Source organism: Paenibacillus sp. FSL R10-2782 (assembly GCF_038592985.1).
In the GTDB taxonomy this organism is placed as follows: Bacteria; Bacillota; Bacilli; order Paenibacillales; family Paenibacillaceae; genus Paenibacillus; species Paenibacillus terrae_C.
In genome coordinates this window covers 3,344,048-3,364,700 of the sequence record NZ_CP151951.1, presented here as the reverse complement: position 1 = coordinate 3,364,700, position 20,653 = coordinate 3,344,048, and the positions used below count along the sequence as shown (strand labels likewise).

The following is a 20,653-nucleotide window of genomic DNA, read 5'->3' as shown; positions in this document are numbered from 1 at the left end:
TATTTCAGGTCCTGTCCGAATAGATTGAATCTAGAAAGTCTGTCCAGCTTATCAGCATTCGTGGCACAAAAACGCAATAACGGGCAGCCATCCTACGCACTACCGACGGAAACGGACTATCTGACCGGGAGGGAATTGGGGAGAATGGAACAAGCACACTGGCACCAATTAAGCAATGAACAGCTTTCAACAAGCCTGGAAGTCGACCCGAAGCAGGGTCTTTCGGAGGAACAGCTTACGGAAAGAAGAGAAAGGTCAGGATGGAATGAGCTGAGCGAGGGAAAGCGTGTTTCGCCGATCCTGCTGCTGCTGAACCAGTTCAAGGATTTTATGATGCTCGTACTGATGGGAGCCACACTGATATCCGGCTTGCTCGGCGAATATCTGGATGCTATTACTATTATTGCTATTGTTGTACTGAATGGAGTTCTTGGTTTTGTGCAAGAGTTTAGAGCGGAACGTTCGCTTCGAGCCTTGAAGCAGCTGTCTGCTCCGACCGCCAAAGTACTGCGGGGAGGCAAACGAATTCAGATTCAGGCCAGAGAGCTGGTACCAGGTGATATCGTGCTATTGGAAAGCGGCGATCGTATTCCCGCAGATATAAGATGGCTGAGCACGAATGGCTGCAATGTGGAGGAATCCGCCCTGACTGGCGAATCGGTTCCAGTGAGCAAGCATTGCCGTCCTATTCATGCCGCTGAGGTACCGCTGGGCGATCAAAAGAACATCGGCTTTATGGGCACAATGATGACCAGAGGAACAGCTCAGGGGGTCGTTATTCGTACAGGTATGAATACGGAAATGGGCAAAATCGCAGACTTGATCCAAAATACAGAGTCTCAGGAGACCCCGTTGCAGCACAGACTGGAGCAACTGGGTAAAATTCTGATCATTGTAGCACTGGCGTTAACGGTGCTTGTTGTCGTAGCAGGTATCCTGCATGGACAGCCAGCGATGAGTATGTTCCTGGCCGGGGTGAGCTTGGCTGTAGCAGCTATACCGGAAGGCTTGCCTGCCATTGTGACGATTGCGCTCGCCTTGGGCGTGCAGCGTATGATCAAACGCAAGGCGATTGTGCGAAAACTGCCTTCGGTTGAAACGCTCGGATGTGCGTCTGTCATTTGCTCTGACAAAACCGGTACGCTGACCCAGAACAAAATGACGGTCACCAAGCTATGGGTGGACGGTCGCTTCTGGGGAGTGACGGGAGAAGGCTATGACCCGCACGGACATATTATGGACAGGGATGCTCCTGCGGATCTCAAAAACGGACAATCACTTCGCAGACTGCTGCAAGCCAGTGTGCTGTGCAATAACGCGGAAATTGTTCAAGCCGACACGGATGAGCTACGCTCGAAAAAGAAAACCAAGGAGCCGACGCCGTCCGCTGTTTGGGAGCTGAAAGGCGACCCGACAGAGGGGGCGCTTGTCACGTTAGCCGCCAAGGGCGGGGTTACGCGCCAAGGCCTGTATGAGCTATATACACGGGAACGCGAATTTCCTTTTGATTCGGAGCGGAAACGGATGTCTGTACTTGTACGGCATCAAGGAGGGTATATCGTATTTGCCAAAGGCGCACCGGATGTGCTATTGGGTCAGTGCTCCTACATTTTATGGGAAGGAAATGTCGTTCCACTGACGGGCACGCTGCGCCAAAAGGTGCTGGCAGCCAACGAAGGAATGGCCTCGGAGGCGCTGCGTGTACTGGGTGTCGCTTACCGGGATATCCGCTCGCATGAGCGTGTCGTCTCGGTGGAAGAGGCTGAGAATCAGCTCATCTTCATCGGCCTCACAGGCATGATGGATCCGCCGCGCCGCGAGGCCCGCGAAGCTATTGGCAAGTGCCGACGCGCTGGCATCCGCACCGTGATGATTACGGGCGATCACGGTACAACAGCCGAGGCCATTGCGCAGCAGCTAGGCATTTTTCAGCGCGGCTCGCATGTGCTGACCGGACAGCAGCTATCTGTGATGGATGATGCGGCGCTGGACAAAGCAGTAGACATGGTCTCCGTATATGCGCGGGTATCCCCGGAGCATAAGCTGCGGATTGTCAAATCGCTGCAAAGACGCGGGCATGTCGTAGCCATGACTGGAGACGGCGTGAATGACGCGCCAGCGATCAAGGCATCGGACATCGGTATTGCGATGGGTATAACAGGAACGGATGTGACCAAGGAAGCGGCTGCGCTCGTGCTCAGCGACGATAATTTCTCGACGATTGTAGCAGCGATTGAGGAAGGGAGAAATATTTACGAAAATATTCGTAAATTTATCCGTTATCTGCTTGCCTCCAATGTCGGTGAAATTTTGACGATGTTTTTCGCAATGATGGCCGGTCTGCCATTGCCGCTGCTTCCGATTCAGATTTTATGGGTGAACCTGGTGACCGACGGGCTTCCGGCGATGGCTCTGGGTGTGGATCAGCCTGAAAAGGATCTCATGGAGCACAAACCACGCGGCGCTAAGGAAAATATTTTTGCCCGTCGTCTCGGCTGGAAAATCATTAGTCGCGGCCTACTGATCGGCTTATGTACGCTTGCGGCGTTCTGGCTGACGCTGCGTATTGCGCCTGATGATGCAGGACAACTGATCAAGGGACAGTCGGTCGCCTTCGCCACATTGGTGCTGGCACAGCTCATTCATGTGTTCGATTGCCGCAGCTCCCGTTCTATTTTCCACCGTAATCCATTTCAAAATAGCTATCTCGTACTTGCAGTACTGTCTTCGGTAGTACTGATGCTGGTAGTTATGTATGTACCTGTACTGCAACCTATTTTCAAAACGGTACCGCTCGGGTTCCGCGAATGGGCGCTTTCCATTGTCGCTGCCGGTATTCCGACCTTCCTGATGGGGGCGGGAAGCGTATGGGGTGGCAGACGCAACCGTCGTCGGGGCGGACATACCCGCTTTGCTCCGGGACGCACTAAGTTTTCGGCTTAAGCCTCCGGCACGGGACAGACATACTTCATCACTTTTCCCTTTTTGCCCCGTATGCTATCATGGAACCAAAGCTTCATAAGGAGCATGAGATTAGCAGCAACGGCGGGGGGAAGCTATGGAATTCACAAAAATGCACGGATTGGGTAATGATTTTATCGTTTGGTTTGGGCATCAGGAATTACCGTCTGACGCTTCGGAATTGGCTGTTCGGCTGTGTGACCGACATTTTGGAGTCGGCGCTGACGGTCTGGTATATATATTGCCTTCTGAAAAAGCGGATTTCTGCATGCGCATCATTAATTCAGACGGCTCTGAGGCCGAGCAATGCGGAAATGCCATTCGTTGTGCAGCCAAATATGTGTATGACCGCAAGCATATCAGTCGTGAGCAGATTACGATTGAGACGCTGGGTGCAGGTGTGCAGCAGGTTGAATTGACCGTAGAGGGCGGACTTGTACGTCAAGTGAAGGTGGATATGGGAGAACCGATTCTGGAGGGTTTGAAAATTCCAACAACGCTGGATCTGGCTAGTGTCATCAATCAGTCCATCGAAGCTGGAGGCAGCGGCTTTCGTTTTACAGCTGTATCCATGGGCAATCCGCACTGTGTCATTTATGTTGAGGATGCACCTGGCTTTGATCTGGAAGCCTGGGGGCCTAAGCTGGAATGTCACCCGCTGTTCCCTAAAAAAACAAATGTCGAGTTCGCTACAATACGAAGCCGGGACCACATTGACATGAGAGTATGGGAACGGGGAGCCGGGCCTACGTTGGCATGTGGAACCGGAGCCTGTGCTACGCTTGTGGCGTCTGTATTGAACGGCTACAGCGACCGCCGTGCGATTGTCAGCCTGAAGGGCGGAAATCTGGATATCGAATGGAACGAGAATGATAATCATGTATATATGACGGGGCCGGCTGAGATTGTGTACGATGGTCGTTTGTCCTGAAATAAGCGAATGCAGCATGTGATAGAGCAAGATTGGGATAAGTGTGATGAAGACCTTGGTCGGTCTTCTTTTTTTTGCATTTTTTCATATAAAATGAAGGAAATGCGTGGCACGAAGCAACATTCTGTCTTTTTTTGACGTCTGAACCATGTATAATATAGAAAATGAGAAAACGATAAGGAGGCCATTCATGGTGCGGAAATTTCGTTGGATTTCAGCGTTTGCAGCTCTTATATTTGTAGTCGCCGCGCTTCCGGCTCAGGCCGCGGCCGTTCCTGCTACTGCGGAAAAAACGACTGATAAGCAGGTTGGCTCACTAACCCCTACTGTCGTGAATCGTTTGGAAAAGGCAGTACAAGAACTCATCGGTACGAAGACGCCGTTTCAATTTGACGATGTGACGGATATGGGTAAAACCTGGATTGTCGAGGGCGACCTGGAGGATGGAACAGCTACGTTTCAGACGGAATATAATAAGGAAAAAAACAGAGTGGATTCCACAACCGTTCGATATAAAATAAGCAGCTTGGCAAAGGCGATGGACACGCCCCTCAAAACTAAAGTGCTGAACAGCGCCAAAGCGTTTGACAGCAAGCGTCCCCTGCAATTTGAGGCATTCTGGCGGGTCAAATCCCCTTACCAGTCTAACAAGCCTTCGAATTATTGGGTGTTCTGGGGGGCCGGGGAAAAGGCTTCCTCGCTGTACGTTGATGTGGATCGCGGCAACAGCATCACCATTAATGCCGACTACCCGCTGAAGCAGGTGGACCCTGTGTTGCTAAATCGTGCGGTGAACAGCTTCAAGCGGATTAGCGGACAACGTATCACGGTGCAGCATGCTTCACGTTACAAGGACGAGGCCAAGGGGCTTTCTTATTGGGCGTTTGAGGATGCAAACGAGGCGAGTGAGGTCAAAATTGGCGCAGTAACAGGCAAAGTGCTCACTGTATCCACCTTTGGGGTGGACTGGAACGATGACACGGATTTCAAAAAATCGTTTGCCAGCCCGAAATATACGGCCTCTGAAGCTTTAAAGCTAGCCAGGCCCAAGGTCCAATTGTTATTTAACATCAATTTATCCGATTATAATGTTGAAATCCAGGAAAATGCATATACATTTTCCAAAAAACAAAAGGGGACGCCCTCTGTTGTGGGTAAAGTGAATAAAAAAGGAGCTTTTTACGCTTTCTCTCTTCATTCTTCTGATGGGAAATTGCAATAAAGGTAATAGAATATAGCAATGATGAGTCAAGTTGCTTCGCTCCTGATCGCATAATGATGGGGAGTGGGGCTGCTTTTTTTTGTTTTTGGCTTATGTTTGAAGTCTCTTTATGTTACATTAGTATGAAAATAAAGAGCGGGGTGGAGAAGAGGGCATGAAACCGGATTTGCGTACTGTGCTGGATCGTGAAATTATTGTCGGAGACGGCGCAATGGGAACTTTTTTATATCAGCTTGGATTTCCGGTAAATACGTCTTACGAAGAGCTGAATATCACGTCGCCTGACGTCATATCAGACGTGCATCGTCAATATGTACAAGCGGGAGCACGGTTGCTGGAGACCAATACGTTTTCTGCAAACGATTATAAGCTGGCCCGCTTCGGACTGGAATCCAAGGTGGAAGAAATTAACCGTGCCGGGGTGAGAATTGCCAGAGCAGCGGCTGGCCCGGAGCACTATGTGGTGGGTGCGGTAGGCTCCATATGCGGTGGCAAACGGCTTAATATATCAAAGGTAGAGTTGGCCCGTAACTATGATCAGCAGATTGATGCACTTCTGTCCGAAGGGGTGGACGGCATTTTGTGCGAAACGTTCTATTCGCTGGATGAAGTGCGCATTGCCCTTCGTGGTGTACGTAAATATAGTAATATCCCGGTGATTTGTCAGTTTGCGGTCGATCAGGTAGGGCGTACACAGGATGGATTTTCGGTGGCGGAGGCTTTTACGGTGCTGCGAAATGAAGGGGCGGATATCCTCGGATTTAACTGCCACTCTGGCCCACAGGGGATTATGAGTGTGATGGAGCAGTTGGACGGTCCGCTGTCTGTACCGCTGTCCGTATATCCTAATGCGGGTCTGGCGGATTATGTGGATGGTCACTATGTGTATGGTGCATCGCCTGAATATTTTGGGGAATGCGCTGCTTCCTTCGTAGAGCTGGGTACGAGAATCATCGGTGGCTGCTGCGGCACCACACCAGAGCATATCGCAGCGATTTCAAAAGCTTTGAATGGTTTGCAGCCTCCTCCGCTGGCTCCAAGAGAGATACGGACAGATGCGCCAGTCATTGTGGCTGAGCCGGAACAGATTACACGCGAAGGGGAACGGGGCAACGGTAGAAACGCCAGCGAACCCAACATTGTGGAATTGGTCAAGGAACGACATACGGTGATTGTGGAGCTTGATCCTCCGCGCGATCTGGACATTACACGGTTCATGCAGGGGGCACAGGCACTGAAAGCGGCCGGGGCCGACGCGCTTACGCTGGCAGACAATTCACTTGCAGTTACTCGCATGAGCAACATGGCGCTTGGACATCTGGTGAGCCTTGAAACGGGCTTGCGCCCGTTAATTCATATTGCCTGTCGTGACCGTAACCTGATTGGTACCCAGTCCCATATGATGGGCTTTGATGCGCTGGGCATTGATCATGTATTGGCCGTTACAGGAGATCCGGCGCGGTTCGGTGATTTGCCGGGTGCCAGCTCGGTGTATGATATGACTTCTTTTGAAATTATACGTATGATCAAGCAGTTGAATGACGGTATCGCTTTCTCCGGCAAGCCACTCAAGCAAAAAGCTAATTTTGTGGTGGGTGCCGCTTTTAATCCCAATGTCAAGCATTTGGGCAAAGCTGTGCAGCGGCTGGAGAAGAAAATTGCTTCCGGCGCAGATTACATTATGACCCAGCCCGTTTACGACCGTGAACTGATTATAGCCATGGGGGAACAGACTCGTCATTTGGAGGTGCCGATTTTTATCGGTATTATGCCGCTGGCCAGCGGGCGCAATGCGGAGTACTTGCACAACGAGGTACCCGGCATTCAGTTGTCGGACGAGGTTCGTGCACGTATGTCTGGTCTGGAGGGGGCGGAAGGCCGCGCGATGGGCGTGACTATTGCCAAGGAGCTGCTGGATACGGCGATGGAGCATTTTAACGGTATCTATTTAATGACTCCATTTATGTTCTATGAAATGACGGCGGAGCTGACTTCTTATGTATGGCAAAAATCCGGCCGCATGCAGGCCCCCTTGTTTCGACTATAATAATCAATTACAATAGTATAATGGATGTGATGCCGATGTCATTGAGTATGACCGGATACGGTCAAGCCATCCTTCATTATGAAGGCTATAAAGTGCGCTTGGAGCTGAAATCGGTGAATCACCGCTATTGCGAAGTGATGATGAGGATTCCGCGCGAATGGACTCGTTATGAAGATGGCTTGAGAAGAACGGTTCAACAGCAAATCAAGCGCGGCCGTGTCGACGTCTTCATTCACAGGGAACGTGATGAAGAACAGATACCCGCCGCACGGTTGAATGACACTGTAGTGCAGGCTTATATGCATGCAGCGGAGCAGCTGGCGGATCGGTACGGCGTGAAGGGAACGTTGGGTATAAGCGACATTCTTGCGCTGCCTGACGTTCTGGGTGAGCCTGGTGAGGCTTGCAATGGAGACGAAGAGGGCTGGGGAGAGCAGCTTCAGCAAGCTCTGAATGAAGCATTGCAGGGACTGCTGGACATGAGAAGACGAGAAGGCGGGCATTTGGCGCAGGATGTGGAATCCCGTATTTCGCGTTTGGAGTCCCTGCATCATGAAATGACTGTGCTGGCTCCTCATGTTGTGAGCGACTACCGCAACAGGCTAAAACACAGACTTACTGAGCTTCAGGATGGTTCATTTACGCTTGATGAGCATAAGTTCGGAATGGAGATTGCTTTATTCGCGGATCGCAGCAGTATTGATGAGGAGCTTACCCGGCTTCAAAGTCACTTTGGGCAATGCAGGGGATTGCTGCTGTCGGACGAGCCAGCCGGTCGCAAATTAGATTTTTTAATCCAGGAAATGAACAGGGAAGTCAACACGATCGGCTCCAAGGCCAATCATCTTGCGCTAGTTAATTTAGTCGTCGAGATGAAGGCGGAGCTGGAAAAAATTCGTGAGCAGGCTGCAAACATCGAGTAGCTACCTGGTAGCGGCACGGCTGCAATAGTCACATGTATAGGGGGAAAGACCTGAATATGGCAATCAAATTGATCAATATTGGTTTCGGCAATATCGTGTCGGCCAACCGAATTATCTCCATCGTCAGTCCGGAGTCTGCTCCGATCAAGCGGATTATACAAGAAGCTAGGGACCGTCATATGTTGATTGACGCTACCTATGGCCGCCGGACACGAGCTGTTATTATAACGGACAGTGATCATGTGATCTTGTCTGCGGTGCAGCCGGAAACGGTCGCTCATCGACTATCCACTAAAGATGATGACAATGACGAATAAAAATGGAGTGTACTATGGCTAAGGGATTATTATTTGTATTATCCGGACCTTCGGGTGTCGGCAAAGGAACAGTAGGCAACGCACTGCGTGAAAAACTGCCGGAATTGACATACTCGGTTTCCGCGACAACCCGCACGCCCCGCATGGGTGAACAGGACGGAGTTAACTATTTTTTTAAGTCGCGTGAACAGTTTTTGGGCATGATTGAACGGGATGAGCTGCTGGAGCATGCAGAGTACGTAGGTAACTATTACGGCACTCCGCGTGATTTTGTAGATCAGACGCTTGCGCAGGGAAAAGATATTTTTCTGGAGATTGAGGTTCAGGGAGCGCTCAAAGTGAAGGAAAAATTTCCTGATGGCATTTTCATTTTCTTGCTTCCGCCTTCGCTGGATGAATTGAAGGACCGGATTCGGGGACGGGGTACAGAAACTCAGGCAACCATTGATCACCGCATGTCGGTAGCTGTGGATGAAATGAATCTGTTGCGTCACTATGATTATGCGGTTGTCAATGATGAGATTGATTTCGCTTGTAAACGAATAGAATCCATTATTATCGCCGAACATTGTAAGGTCCATCCATAAACGAGGACTATATATGCCAAGCGTACTTGAAGAGAAAATTACTATACAAGCTGAACTCGGAAATGTACACTGGAATTCAGCTTGTATAGTCCCAAAACTACATGAAGAGGTGTCTATTCGTGCTGTATCCTTCCATTGATGAAATGATGAAAAAGGCAGATAGTAAGTATTCGTTAGTTGTAGCGGCTTCACGCCGTGCCAGACAGTTGCGCGAGGGTGAGAAGACGACTCTCAAGAATCCTAAATCCCACAAGCAGGTTGGAGTGGCATTGGAAGAGATCTACGCGGATCATTTGCGTCTTGAAAGCGGCGAAGACGAATAAGAATTGTAGACAATTATTATAACCGGGCGCAATGCCAATTTCTTTGACAACCGCAAGGTTGTTATTTTTTTCGGTCAGGGGGAGTTAACGATGTTGAAGGGGAAAGTTATTATTCTTGGTATTACCGGCGGAATTGCCGCTTATAAAGGGGCTGCGCTGTGTAGTAAGCTAACGCAAAAGGGAGCCGAGGTTCATGTCATTATGACGGCATCCGCGAAGGAGTTTATTACCGAGCTTACACTTCAGTCGCTCTCTCGTAATCCGGTATACAGTGACACGTTTGATGAAAGAGAACCGTCCGTCGTATCCCATATTCATCTGGCGGACAAGGCCGATCTGGTGCTGGTTGCACCTGCAACCGCAAATATCATCGGGAAAATGGCGCATGGGCTTGCTGATGATATGCTATCCACAACGCTGCTGGCTACGACAGCACCTATTATGGTAGCACCTGCTATGAACGTGCATATGTACACTCATCCCGCAGTAATGCAAAACATGGAGACGCTCGTATCCCGGGGTGTCATGATGATTGAGCCGGGTGAAGGATTGCTGGCTTGTGGTTATGTTGGCAAAGGACGGTTGGAAGAGCCGGAAACCATCGTACAAACGGTAGAACGGTTTTTTGAACAGCAAGAACAGGAAGGTAAGGTCGTCACCAACAAGCCGGAACCACGTTGGTTTGGCGGAGAAGCTGTAGATTCGGGTGGACAATCGCAAGGTTCGCTGCTGAATGGAAATGAACGGTTTCTGTCAGGCAAAAAAGTGATTGTAACCGCTGGAGGCACGATCGAGAGAATTGATCCGGTACGTTATATTACGAACGACTCTTCCGGTAAAATGGGCTTTGCTATCGCAAAAGTGGCTCAGGAGTTGGGTGCTGATGTGCATTTGATTGCTGCAAATACAAGTGCAGAGCCTCCTGTGGGCATTTCGATTGAAAAAGTACAGTCCGCTGACGACATGTATAGCGCTGTGCTCAGACAGTGGGAAGAGAGCGATTTGGTCGTTATGGCTGCTGCGGTTGCAGACTATCGACCGCGTGAGGCGGCACTGACCAAGATCAAGAAGAAGGATAGTACATTTACACTGGAGTTAGTGAAGAATATCGATATTCTGGAGTCGCTCGGACGAAGCAAAAAGCATCAATTTTTAATCGGCTTTGCTGCGGAGACCGGGAACCTGGAGACGTATGCTATGGATAAGCTGGAGCGAAAAAATTGCGACCTTCTGGCAGCCAACGACGTAACTGTTGATGGAGCAGGCTTTGGTGTCGATACGAACGCTGTACAAATTTATGACCGTGGCGGAATGGTAGAACGTATTCCTGTGCAGTCAAAGGAAGAAGTAGCGCGTAAGCTCCTTACGATAGCGGCTGGACGTATGGGTGGGGTGTTGCATTAATGGAAATGGGCAATTTAGTTGCCAAAGTTATTGTAGATGTGCCCGCCAAGGATACGGATCGTACTTTCGATTATCTGATTCCTGAGTCGATGCGGCCATGGATTGAGCCGGGTAGCCGGGTTGCAGTGCCGTTCGGCAAACGGACGGTGCAGGCTTTTGTCATCTCGGTAGTACCGGCCGAGGAGCCGCCGAAATATCGGATGAGGGCGATACAGGAGCTGCTGGATTTGGTACCGCCCCTGTCTCCGGATCTGGTAGAACTGGGTAAATGGATAAGCGAACGCTATGCCTGTAATCAAATTATGGCGCTGCAAGTGATGATTCCTACAGCGTTAAAGGGCAAGGCCGAACGTTATATTTCTATCGCTGAGCAGCATGAGTTCACAGATCATCTGTCTGCTGCTGACGTTTTCAATTACGGTTCAGAAGCGGATACACATCGAGCCATGCGACCGGATATGAGGAGAGAACCCGAATGGGCTCTTCTGACCGACGATGGTATGAGCGACCCGGCTGAACGCCAGATTGTCAGCTTTATTCAGGAGAAGGAGCAAGTCCCGCTTCAGCAGCTAAGCCGCCGTTTCCCCGAAGAAGCAGAGATTATTAAATCGCTGTTGCGCCGGGGGGTGCTTCAGGAGAGTCAGGTTATAAAGGACAAGCTTGGCAAGAAGACCATGAAGGCTGTGGATTTGGCTATCGGCATAGAAGAGGCATCAGCGGCGCTGGAACAGTTTTCTACCAAAGCGCAGCGTCAGCGGGAGGTACTTGCTTTTTTACTGGAACGCAGCGAGTTCCTGCCCCTGCCGCTGAAGGAAGTCATGACCTCGCTTAGTGTATCAGCCGCAACGGTCAAGGCGCTGGAGGATAAGGGCTATGCGGTGCTTGAGGATGTAGAGGTGTTCCGCGACCCTTATCGGGGTAGAAACTTCAAGCCTACGAAGCCGTTGGCGCTTACCGAAGAGCAGCAATACGTGTATGAACGGATCATCCGGCAGTTGGATATACGTGAGCAAGGAGCTTATTTGCTGCATGGAGTTACGGGCAGTGGTAAAACGGAAATTTATCTACAGACGATTCAACGCTGTATTGAGCAGAATCGTCAGGCGATTGTGCTGGTTCCGGAAATATCGTTAACACCGCAAATGGTAGAGCGTTTTAAAGGTCGCTTTGGCGATCAGGTCGCGGTGATGCACAGCAGACTGTCCGGAGGCGAACGTTACGACGAGTGGCGCAAAATACGCGAAGGCCGTGTGAAAGTGGCGATTGGCGCCCGTTCGGCTGTATTTGCGCCTTTTCGTGAACTTGGTCTTATTATTATGGATGAGGAGCATGAAACCTCCTATAAGCAGGAGGAGACACCCAAATACCACGCGCGTGACGTGGCTGTACGTAGAGCCCATCAGCATGGGGCTGTGGTTATTCTTGGCTCGGCTACGCCGTCGCTGGAAAGCTATTACGCGGCCCGCTCGCAAAGCAATGATGAGTTTGCGCCGCTGCTGCTTGAAATGCAGACTCGCGCACTAGGGAACTCATTACCCGAGGTGCATATCATGGATATGCGCGAGGAACTGCATGCTGGCAACCGTTCCATGTTCAGTCGCGCATTGCATAACGGAATCGCAGAGCGACTGGAGCGCAAGGAACAGACCGTATTGTTGCTGAATCGGCGCGGACATTCCACGTTCGTCATGTGCCGTAGCTGCGGCTATGTGGCGGGTTGCCCGCATTGTGATATTTCGCTCACATATCATCAGCGTTCGAATAATTTGCGTTGCCATTACTGCGGTTATTCTGAGCCCGTACCTCAGGTTTGCCCGGAATGTGGTAGTGAGCATATTCGCTACTTTGGCACTGGTACTCAGCGAGTGGAAGAGGAACTGGCAAAGCTGTTTCCCGGTATACGTGTCGTGCGGATGGACGTCGATACAACGACAGAGAAAAATGCCCATGAAAAGCTGCTCAAGCAATTTCGTGATAAAAAAGCGGATGTACTGCTCGGCACCCAAATGGTTGCCAAAGGACTGGATTTTCCCGATGTGACGCTGGTAGGTGTCATTACTGCGGATTCGGCGCTTAATTTACCGGATTTTCGGGCTGCGGAAAAGACATTTCAGTTGTTAACACAAGTAGCCGGACGCGCCGGAAGGCATCAATTGCCTGGGGAAGTGTTTGTGCAAACCTATACGCCGGAGCATTATTCGGTTATTCACGCGAGTCGGCACGACTACACTTCTTTTGTCAGGGAAGAGTTAAAACACCGCCGTAATTTGCATTATCCACCGTATTGCCGTCTCATTTTGGTGACTTTTTCTCATGAACAGCTCCCGGTACTGGTTCGATTGGCTGAGAACTATTCAGCCACTCTACAGGGGAGGGCAAGACAAATGGGGTGGTTGGGCAATATGGATCGGCTTACATCCGATGTGCTTGACATTCTGGGGCCTGTAGCTTCACCGATTTCGAGAATCAAGAATAGATACCGATTTCAATGTATGATAAAATGGCGTGGAAATATAGATGCGATTGGTCTGGCTCAGCAGGTGGCTGATGAAATGGCGGAATCTGCACAGGCCCAAAAGCTGCTGATCAGTCTGGATGTCGATCCGCAAATGCTTATGTAGCGTATGCGCAAAAGTTTTCGGCACAGTTAATGCGGACAAGCCGTCCGTACATAGGATAATGTAGCAGTCGCGCTTGTTGTGAATACGACGAAGCTTAAATGAAGGATAAAGAGGAAGGTGTTCTATAGTCATGTCAATTAGAATTATAGTGTTGGAACCGGATGATGTGTTGCACAAAGTAGCAAAGGAAGTTACTAAAATCACACCTAACGTGCAAAAGCTGCTCGACGATATGGCAGATACTATGTATGAGGCTGAGGGAGTGGGCCTTGCGGCTCCACAGGTAGGGATTTTGAAGCGTCTAATCGTTGTGGATGCCGGGGATGAGCATGGTTTAATTAAAATGATTAATCCTGAAATTGTGTCCGAAGAAGGTGAGCAATTGGGTGCTGAGGGCTGCTTGAGCATTCCTGGGTTAAATGGTGATGTGCGTCGTGCCGAGAAGGTTACCGTCAAGGGACTGGACCGTGAGGGTAAGGCGATTACAGTGACAGCAACCGGATTGCTTTCCCGCGCTTTTCAACATGAAATTGACCATTTGAACGGAGTTTTATTTACGGATATTGCGGAAAAAGTATATGAGGTTGCTCCGGAACAGCCAGGACCGAACCGTCAGACAGGGGAGTGAGGTTCGATGAGTCAAGACATTCGTATCGTCTTTATGGGCACACCGGATTTTGCTGTGCCCTCGTTGAACATGCTGTTGGACAATGGCTACAACGTAGTCGGTGTCATTACGCAGCCGGATAAGCCGCAGGGACGGAAAAAAATATTAACGCCTACGCCAGTCAAGGAAGCGGCGGAGAAGCGCGGATTGCCCGTGCTTCAACCGACCCGCTTGCGCCAGCCGGAAGCGGTGGCTCAGGTGGCGGAGCTGCGTCCGGATCTGATCGTAACAGCGGCTTATGGGCAGATTTTGCCTAAATCCGTATTGGACTTGCCCCGTTTCGGCTGTCTTAACGTACATGGTTCGCTGCTTCCCCGTTATCGGGGAGGAGCCCCGATCCAGCGTGCTATTATTAACGGGGAAATCGTTACAGGCGTGACGCTGATGTATATGGCGGAAGGATTGGATACCGGTGATATGATATCCCGGGTAGAGGTTGCTATTGAACCGGAGGATACATCCGGTACGATGTTTGAGAAGCTGAGCATAGCTGGGTCGAAGCTTTTACAGGATGAGCTGCCCAAGCTGCTGGCAGGGCAATCGGGTCGTACACCGCAAAACGATGATGAGGCAACCTATGCTCCGAACTTGAACCGCGACGATGAGCGTATTCCGTGGAATGACAGTGCGCAGCAAATATATAACCGGATTCGCGGGCTGGTTCCGTTTTCAGGTGCATTTACGCTGTGGGAAGAAAATATTTTTAAAATATGGGCGGCTGAGCAGCCTTCCATCCATGGTGAAGCGGCTGATGCGAATGCTCCGGCACCCGGGACAGTTCTGCAATTGTCTGCCCGTGGTATTGAGGTGCAGACGGGCAAGGGTACGCTCTGGCTGACACAGGTACAGCCGGCAGGCAAGAAGGTTATGGAAGCCGGGAACTTTGCTCGTGGCGGCCAGATGAAGCCGGGCACGGTGCTCGGGTGAGCGGCGGTCACTCCCGTCAGGGAGGCCAAGGCAGGGACGCTGGTGCAAGAGCAGGCAAGACCCGTAACCAGACGGCTAGGGAAGTTGCGTTGGACGTGCTGACAGGGGTTGAGCAGGAGGGTGCATATAGCAACCTTGAGCTGAACCGTCGGCTTCAACAGGCGGGCTTGTCCGCGAGTGACGCTGGCTTGGCTACGGAACTTGTATACGGTACGGTTGCACGCCGGAATACGCTGGATTATTTTTTGAACAAGTTTGTTCAGAAAGGAACGGCCAAGCTCCAAGCTTGGGTACGTTCGTTGCTGCGAATGAGTGTGTATCAGATCGTATATCTGGATCGCATTCCGGATCATGCAGTCGTTAGTGAAGCAGTGACTATTGCCAAGCGGCGTGGACACCAGGGGATTTCGGGTATGGTCAACGGCGTGCTGCGCAGCATGCTGCGTGAGCCGGACAAGCTTCGCATTCCTGACGGGCTGTCAGCCGAGGAACGGATTGCATTGGAGTATTCCCATCCACAGTGGTTGGTCAAGCGCTGGATCAAGCAATACGGTGTGGATATTGCGGAAGCCATCTGCCGCGCTAATAATGAGCCACCTGCGGTCAGCGTTCGGGTGAACACGACAATGACTAGTCGTGGTCAGCTCTTGAACGAGATGGTTGCGAAGGGGTTGGATGCTGTTCCATCGGCGGTTAGCCCTTACGGAATTGTCGTTCGCAGCGGCGGAAATATGGCCCTCACTTCTTGGTATACGGACGGCTTGCTGTCCGTGCAGGATGAAAGCTCTATGCTCGTTGCCGAGGCGGTTGCACCTGAGCCGGATATGCTGGTACTGGATTGCTGCGCTGCTCCGGGCGGCAAAACAGCTCATATGGCTGAGTTGATGAAGGATCAGGGCCGGATTATCGCCAACGATCTGCATGCTCACAAACATCGGCTAATCCAGGAACAGGCGGACCGGTTAGGGCTGGATGCCGTGGAAACGGTCACCGGGGACGCACTTGAGTTGAAAAATCGTTATGCTCCGGCATCATTTGATCGCGTCTTGCTCGACGCGCCATGCTCCGGATTTGGAGTGATCCGCCGTAAGCCTGATTTGCGCTGGAGTAAAACTTCACGGGATGTCCGCGACATCACACAGCTCCAGCATGAATTGTTGGACAGCGTAGCCGGGCTTTTGAAGCCGGGCGGTATTCTGGTGTACAGTACATGCACGATTGAACCGGATGAAAATGAGGGGCAAATCACCCGCTTTTTAAGTGAGCATCCCGAATATGAGCTGGCAGAGGGACATTTCTTATCAGACGTAACTGATGGTATGGACTATGCACAGCGCGGCTCGATACAGCTGTTGCCACAGCATTTTCACAGTGACGGATTTTATATCGCACGTCTGCGCCGGGTGAAGTAGTTCGTAAGAATCCCGCAGGCAGTCCACCACCAACATTTCCACATTCCGCCGGACATCATCCGGCGGTTTTTGCATTGGGATGAAAAATTTTTACCCTCTCAGGGATTTGTGCTAAAATAGGAAGAATGAAAAACACTGTCTGTGAGAATGAAACAGAATTTAATGAAGAAGGAACGGGTGTAAACATTGATGAAACCTTTTATATATGATTTAACTCTGGAGGAGTTGCAGGATTGGGCCAAGCGCAATGGCGAGCCTCCTTTTCGCGGAGGTCAAATTTTTGATTGGCTGTATGTAAAGCGGGTCAATGATTTCAGCGAGATGACGAATTTGTCCAAGTCGCTGAGAGAGAAGCTTGAGGATCAGTTCAGCTTTGTGACGCTTCATGAAATTACAAAGCTGGAGTCGAAGGACGGTACGGTAAAATTCCTGTTTGGTCTGCATGATGATCATGCTATCGAGACAGTTATTATGAGACACAATTACGGAAACAGTATTTGTGTAACGACTCAAGTGGGCTGCCGGATCGGCTGTACATTCTGCGCTTCGACGCTTGGCGGACTCAAACGTAACCTGACCGCTGGTGAAATTACCGCGCAGGTCGTTCAGGCACAGAAAATTTTGGATAAGACGAATGAGCGTGTGAGCAGCATCGTGATTATGGGTTCGGGTGAGCCTTTTGAAAACTATGAAGCGACCATGACATTTTTGCGTACGATGATTCATGAAAAGGGTCTGAATATTGGTCAGCGTCACATCACGGTGTCGACCAGCGGTATCGTGCCGAATATCTACAAATTCGCGGACGAGGATACCCAGATTAATCTGGCAATATCCATTCATGCGCCTAATGATGCGCTTCGTTCCAAGCTGATGCCTGTAAATCGGCGTTATCCTTTTCAGGATGTTATGGAATCGCTTCGCTACTATCTTGCTAAAACAGGCCGGAGAATTTCGTTTGAATATGCCTTGATTGGCGGAGTGAATGATCAGGCGGAACATGCTGAAGAACTGGCGGACGTGCTGAAGGACATGCTGTGCCACGTCAACCTGATTCCGGTTAACCATGTGCCTGAGCGCAAGTATGTGCGCACATCGCGCAGCGATATTTTTAATTTCCAGCGCATTCTTGCCGAGAAAGGCGTCAATGTGACGATCCGGCGTGAGCAGGGTCATGATATCGCCGCTGCGTGCGGCCAGTTGCGTGCAAAGCATATGGAGTTGGGGTGAGACCATTTGATCAAAACAGTTCATGTCAGCCACGTCGGACGTGTACGTTCGGTGAATGAGGATTCTGCCTGGATCAGGCACTTGGAGCAGGGATATATTCTGGGAATTGTTGCCGATGGCATGGGGGGGCATTTGGCCGGTGATACGGCCAGCCGCCTTGCGGTAGAAACACTTGCCGCTGATTTGGCGACGCTGGAAAGCGGGTTATCCGCGCACTCTTTGGCTGCGGCGCTTAGCGACGCTATTTTGCATGCTAATGAAGTCATTTTCCAGACGGCTGCCCATGATGATAAGTATCATAATATGGGGACAACAGTTGTAGCCGTTTTGCTAAACGATGCCTCCGGGATTATCGGACATATCGGGGACAGCCGTGCCTATGTGATTTCTAACGGAGTGGTACGTCAAATTACGGAAGATCACACACTGGTCAATGAGTTATTCAAAAACGGTCAGATCAGCAAGGAAGAGCGGGAGAATCATCCCCGTCGCAATGTGTTAACACGGGCGCTGGGCACTGATTCCGAGGTGCAAGTGGATATTGACTCCATTTCTCTGGAAAAAGGCGATGTGCTGTTACTGTGCAGCGACGGGCTGAGTAATCTGGTGACGGAGGAGCAAATTAGTAAAGTAGTAGGTGCCGCCGAGAATCCTCTGGAGGAACGAGCGGATCGTCTGCTGCATCTGGCGCTGCTTGCCGGAGGCGACGACAACATCACAGTAGCTTTGTTTGAATTGCCCGATGACACAGTTTCATTGAGTGAAAAGGGGTGTGACGCATGATCGGGCACCTGCTTGGGGGAAGATACGAAATTATTGAGCGCATCGGCGGCGGCGGTATGGCGCTGGTATACAGGGCTCAAGACATTTTGCTGAATCGTAATGTGGCGGTCAAGGTGCTGCGCCAGCAATTTGTCCATGATGATGAATTTATTCGCCGGTTTCGGCGTGAGGCACAGTCTGCAGCCTCGCTTTCCCATCCGAATGTGGTCAGTATTTATGATGTCGGCCAAGAGGATGAAATCCATTATATTGTAATGGAGTGCGTGGAAGGAAAAAATCTGAACGAAATTATTAAGGAACGTGCCCCACTGCAAGTGGATGAAGCGGTACGGATTGCTTCTCAAATTTGTGATGCACTGGAGCACGCTCACCAAAATCAGATTATTCACCGGGATATTAAGCCGCATAACATATTGATCGGGCGCAACGGACGGGTCAAGGTAACCGATTTTGGGATTGCTAGAGCCGTCACGTCAACGACGATTACCCAGACAGGCTCTGTTGTGGGCTCTGTCCATTACTTTTCACCTGAGCATGCGAAGGGAGTCGTCACCGGCGAGAAATCGGACTTATATTCTCTTGGGATTGTTTTATACCAAATGCTGACGGCGCAGCTCCCTTTTCTGGGGGAAAGCCCGATCAGTGTAGCACTCAAGCATTTGCAAGAGGAGTTTGAGGAACCGCGCAAAATTAATCCACTGATTCCGCAAAGTGTGGAAAACGTCATTTTAAAATCCATGCGCAAGAATCCAGAGGAGCGTTATCAATCAGCGGATGAAATGCTAAAAGATTTGGAGACATGCCTGTTGCCAGGACGACGTAATGAATCGAAACTGGAATTCACACATATGGATGATGAGGATCAAACGCGGGTTATTCCGGCTATTAAGCCTCAGCAGATGGGAGTGTCCTCCAGTGGAGACGATGTGCCCGCCCAATCTGGTGATTTGGAAAAGCTTCCGAGCAAGCAAACAGCTAAAAAAAGTAAGAAGAAGCCGATTTTGTGGGTAACTCTGGTGCTCGTGTTGCTTCTTTGTATGGGTGGCGTGGTGTACTATGTACAAAATCTGCTCGTTGTCCCTGACGTTGAAGTGCCGAATGTAGTGACCAAGACCGAGGATCAGGCCAAGCTGTTGATCAGTCAGTCCGGGTTGACCGTTAAGGACCCGATTAAGCATGAATATAAGGACGGGATTGCGCCCGGAGTTGTTTTCTATCAGAGTTATCCAGAGAAATCTGTGGTTAAGAAGGGAACAGAAATTGAGCTGAAAGTAGGGATTGCCAAGCCGCTTACTCCGATGCCGGATGTCAAAGGGCAGAGCTATGATGATGCTGTCAAGCTGTTGACCTCCCAGCAAATTAAGGAGACACAGATTCAGCGGAGTGAGCAGTTTAGTGATAAGCCCGTAGGAACCGTCCTAAGTCAGACACCAGCGGCGAATGAATCCTTTGATAAAGATACGGTACAGGTGGTGCTGACGGTCAGCAAGGGTGCAGCTACAGTGAAAATGCCAAATCTGGTAGGCAAGACGCAGAAAGAAGCGGAAAATGAGGTCAAAAGTGCTGGGTTGAAGGTTGGCTCAGTCAAAGAGGAATTCAGCTATGAGCAGGAAAAAGGCAAAGTAACCAAGCAGTGGCCGTCAGAGGCTGGCACTGATTTGCCTCCAAATACGGAAATTACGTTTTATGTAAGCACTGGTTATCCGCCAGAAGCGATTACACTGCCATTTAATGTGCCAGTTGCGCCGAAGGAAGAGGGTAAAAACAGCAAGATTCGTATTACTTATACGGATGCACGCGGAGAAAATCAGGAATGGGGAAGCCGTACGATTAATACGACACAAGTGTTCACTATTAATCTGTTGCTGGCTCCGAACAAGGACAGTGTTGTCTCTGTATACAGAGATGGACAATTTGTTGATACGTATCCCGTTTCTTATATTGACGCGAAGAATGGAACGGTGACGATGCCTCAAATCGCTCCGCCTGCTGGAGCTACACCGATAGAAACGCCAGAAGGTACTTCTTCACAGAATGGCAGTGGCGAACAAGGGGATAGCGGGGATACTTCAAATGATGGTAATACCGGGGGTGACCCAAGCAATCAGGATGGTACAAATAGTAACGGTGAACCGTCCGCTCTTGCCCCCGAAACGGGCTCCACGGGCCTAGCGCGTGGTGAGTATGCTGTTAAACACACAAACCATTCAGGTAAGGAAAAGGGCCTCCACAAAAAACAGGGTGAAGCCATTGAGGCTGTAAAGCATCAGTAATCTTGTCGGAGGTCAGTATACTATC

Annotated in this window: 16 protein-coding genes; all 16 read left to right on the top strand. The window is 50.4% G+C overall.

Annotated features, from left to right (window positions below; all coding sequences use genetic code 11):
* Positions 1-144 precede the first annotated feature (144 nt).
* The 16 genes from NST83_RS15215 to pknB all read left to right on the top strand — a co-directional run bounded on the left by NST83_RS15215 (position 145) and on the right by pknB (position 20,628).
* Positions 145-2,943, top strand: a complete 2,799-nt coding sequence (locus tag NST83_RS15215; protein WP_342414798.1) for a calcium-translocating P-type ATPase, SERCA-type — start codon at positions 145-147, stop codon at positions 2,941-2,943.
* Between the two features lie 115 nt (positions 2,944-3,058).
* Entirely contained in the window at positions 3,059-3,892 is an 834-nt protein-coding gene (gene dapF / locus NST83_RS15210) for a diaminopimelate epimerase (protein ID WP_342414797.1), read from the top strand.
* Positions 3,893-4,085: 193 nt separating this feature from the next.
* Entirely contained in the window at positions 4,086-5,114 is a 1,029-nt protein-coding gene (locus tag NST83_RS15205; protein ID WP_342417966.1) for a hypothetical protein, read from the top strand.
* 154 nt (positions 5,115-5,268) lie between these two features.
* On the top strand, positions 5,269-7,161 hold the full coding sequence (locus NST83_RS15200; RefSeq protein ID WP_342414796.1) for a bifunctional homocysteine S-methyltransferase/methylenetetrahydrofolate reductase: 1,893 nt from the start codon (positions 5,269-5,271) through the stop codon (positions 7,159-7,161).
* 35 nt (positions 7,162-7,196) lie between these two features.
* On the top strand, positions 7,197-8,084 hold the full coding sequence (locus NST83_RS15195; protein WP_342414795.1) for a YicC/YloC family endoribonuclease: 888 nt from the start codon (positions 7,197-7,199) through the stop codon (positions 8,082-8,084).
* A 56-nt stretch (positions 8,085-8,140) separates the two neighbouring features.
* A complete protein-coding gene (locus NST83_RS15190) occupies positions 8,141-8,401 on the top strand; it encodes a DUF370 domain-containing protein (RefSeq protein ID WP_005548256.1) in 261 nt (86 codons plus the stop codon).
* Between the two features lie 14 nt (positions 8,402-8,415).
* Positions 8,416-8,988: a guanylate kinase gene (gmk, locus tag NST83_RS15185; RefSeq protein WP_137063621.1), complete on the top strand. Its 573-nt coding sequence runs from the start codon at positions 8,416-8,418 to the stop codon at positions 8,986-8,988.
* Between the two features lie 119 nt (positions 8,989-9,107).
* Complete coding sequence (gene rpoZ / locus NST83_RS15180) at positions 9,108-9,311, top strand: DNA-directed RNA polymerase subunit omega (protein WP_013310893.1); 204 nt, start codon at positions 9,108-9,110, stop codon at positions 9,309-9,311.
* A gap of 90 nt (positions 9,312-9,401) precedes the next feature.
* Positions 9,402-10,715 carry a bifunctional phosphopantothenoylcysteine decarboxylase/phosphopantothenate--cysteine ligase CoaBC gene (gene coaBC, locus NST83_RS15175; RefSeq protein ID WP_342414792.1) on the top strand — a complete coding sequence of 438 codons (1,314 nt, stop codon included), beginning with the start codon at positions 9,402-9,404 and terminating at the stop codon, positions 10,713-10,715.
* On the top strand, positions 10,715-13,336 hold the full coding sequence (gene priA / locus NST83_RS15170; RefSeq protein WP_342414791.1) for a primosomal protein N': 2,622 nt from the start codon (positions 10,715-10,717) through the stop codon (positions 13,334-13,336). Before coaBC ends, priA begins: the two co-directional genes overlap by 1 nt.
* Positions 13,337-13,466: 130 nt before the next feature.
* Positions 13,467-13,964 carry a peptide deformylase gene (def, locus tag NST83_RS15165; RefSeq protein WP_342414790.1) on the top strand — a complete coding sequence of 166 codons (498 nt, stop codon included), beginning with the start codon at positions 13,467-13,469 and terminating at the stop codon, positions 13,962-13,964.
* Positions 13,965-13,970: 6 nt separating this feature from the next.
* Positions 13,971-14,930 (top strand): methionyl-tRNA formyltransferase, encoded by a 960-nt coding sequence (fmt, locus tag NST83_RS15160; protein ID WP_342414789.1) that lies wholly within the window; start codon positions 13,971-13,973, stop codon positions 14,928-14,930.
* Entirely contained in the window at positions 14,927-16,342 is a 1,416-nt protein-coding gene (gene rsmB / locus NST83_RS15155) for a 16S rRNA (cytosine(967)-C(5))-methyltransferase RsmB (protein ID WP_137063617.1), read from the top strand. The genes fmt and rsmB overlap by 4 nt, the downstream gene beginning before the upstream one ends.
* A gap of 189 nt (positions 16,343-16,531) precedes the next feature.
* Positions 16,532-17,572 carry a 23S rRNA (adenine(2503)-C(2))-methyltransferase RlmN gene (rlmN, locus tag NST83_RS15150; protein WP_137063616.1) on the top strand — a complete coding sequence of 347 codons (1,041 nt, stop codon included), beginning with the start codon at positions 16,532-16,534 and terminating at the stop codon, positions 17,570-17,572.
* A 6-nt stretch (positions 17,573-17,578) separates the two neighbouring features.
* Complete coding sequence (locus NST83_RS15145; protein ID WP_342414788.1) at positions 17,579-18,355, top strand: Stp1/IreP family PP2C-type Ser/Thr phosphatase; 777 nt, start codon at positions 17,579-17,581, stop codon at positions 18,353-18,355.
* Complete coding sequence (gene pknB, locus NST83_RS15140) at positions 18,352-20,628, top strand: Stk1 family PASTA domain-containing Ser/Thr kinase (protein ID WP_342414787.1); 2,277 nt, start codon at positions 18,352-18,354, stop codon at positions 20,626-20,628. The genes NST83_RS15145 and pknB overlap by 4 nt, the downstream gene beginning before the upstream one ends.
* The last annotated feature ends 25 nt before the right edge of the window (positions 20,629-20,653 follow it).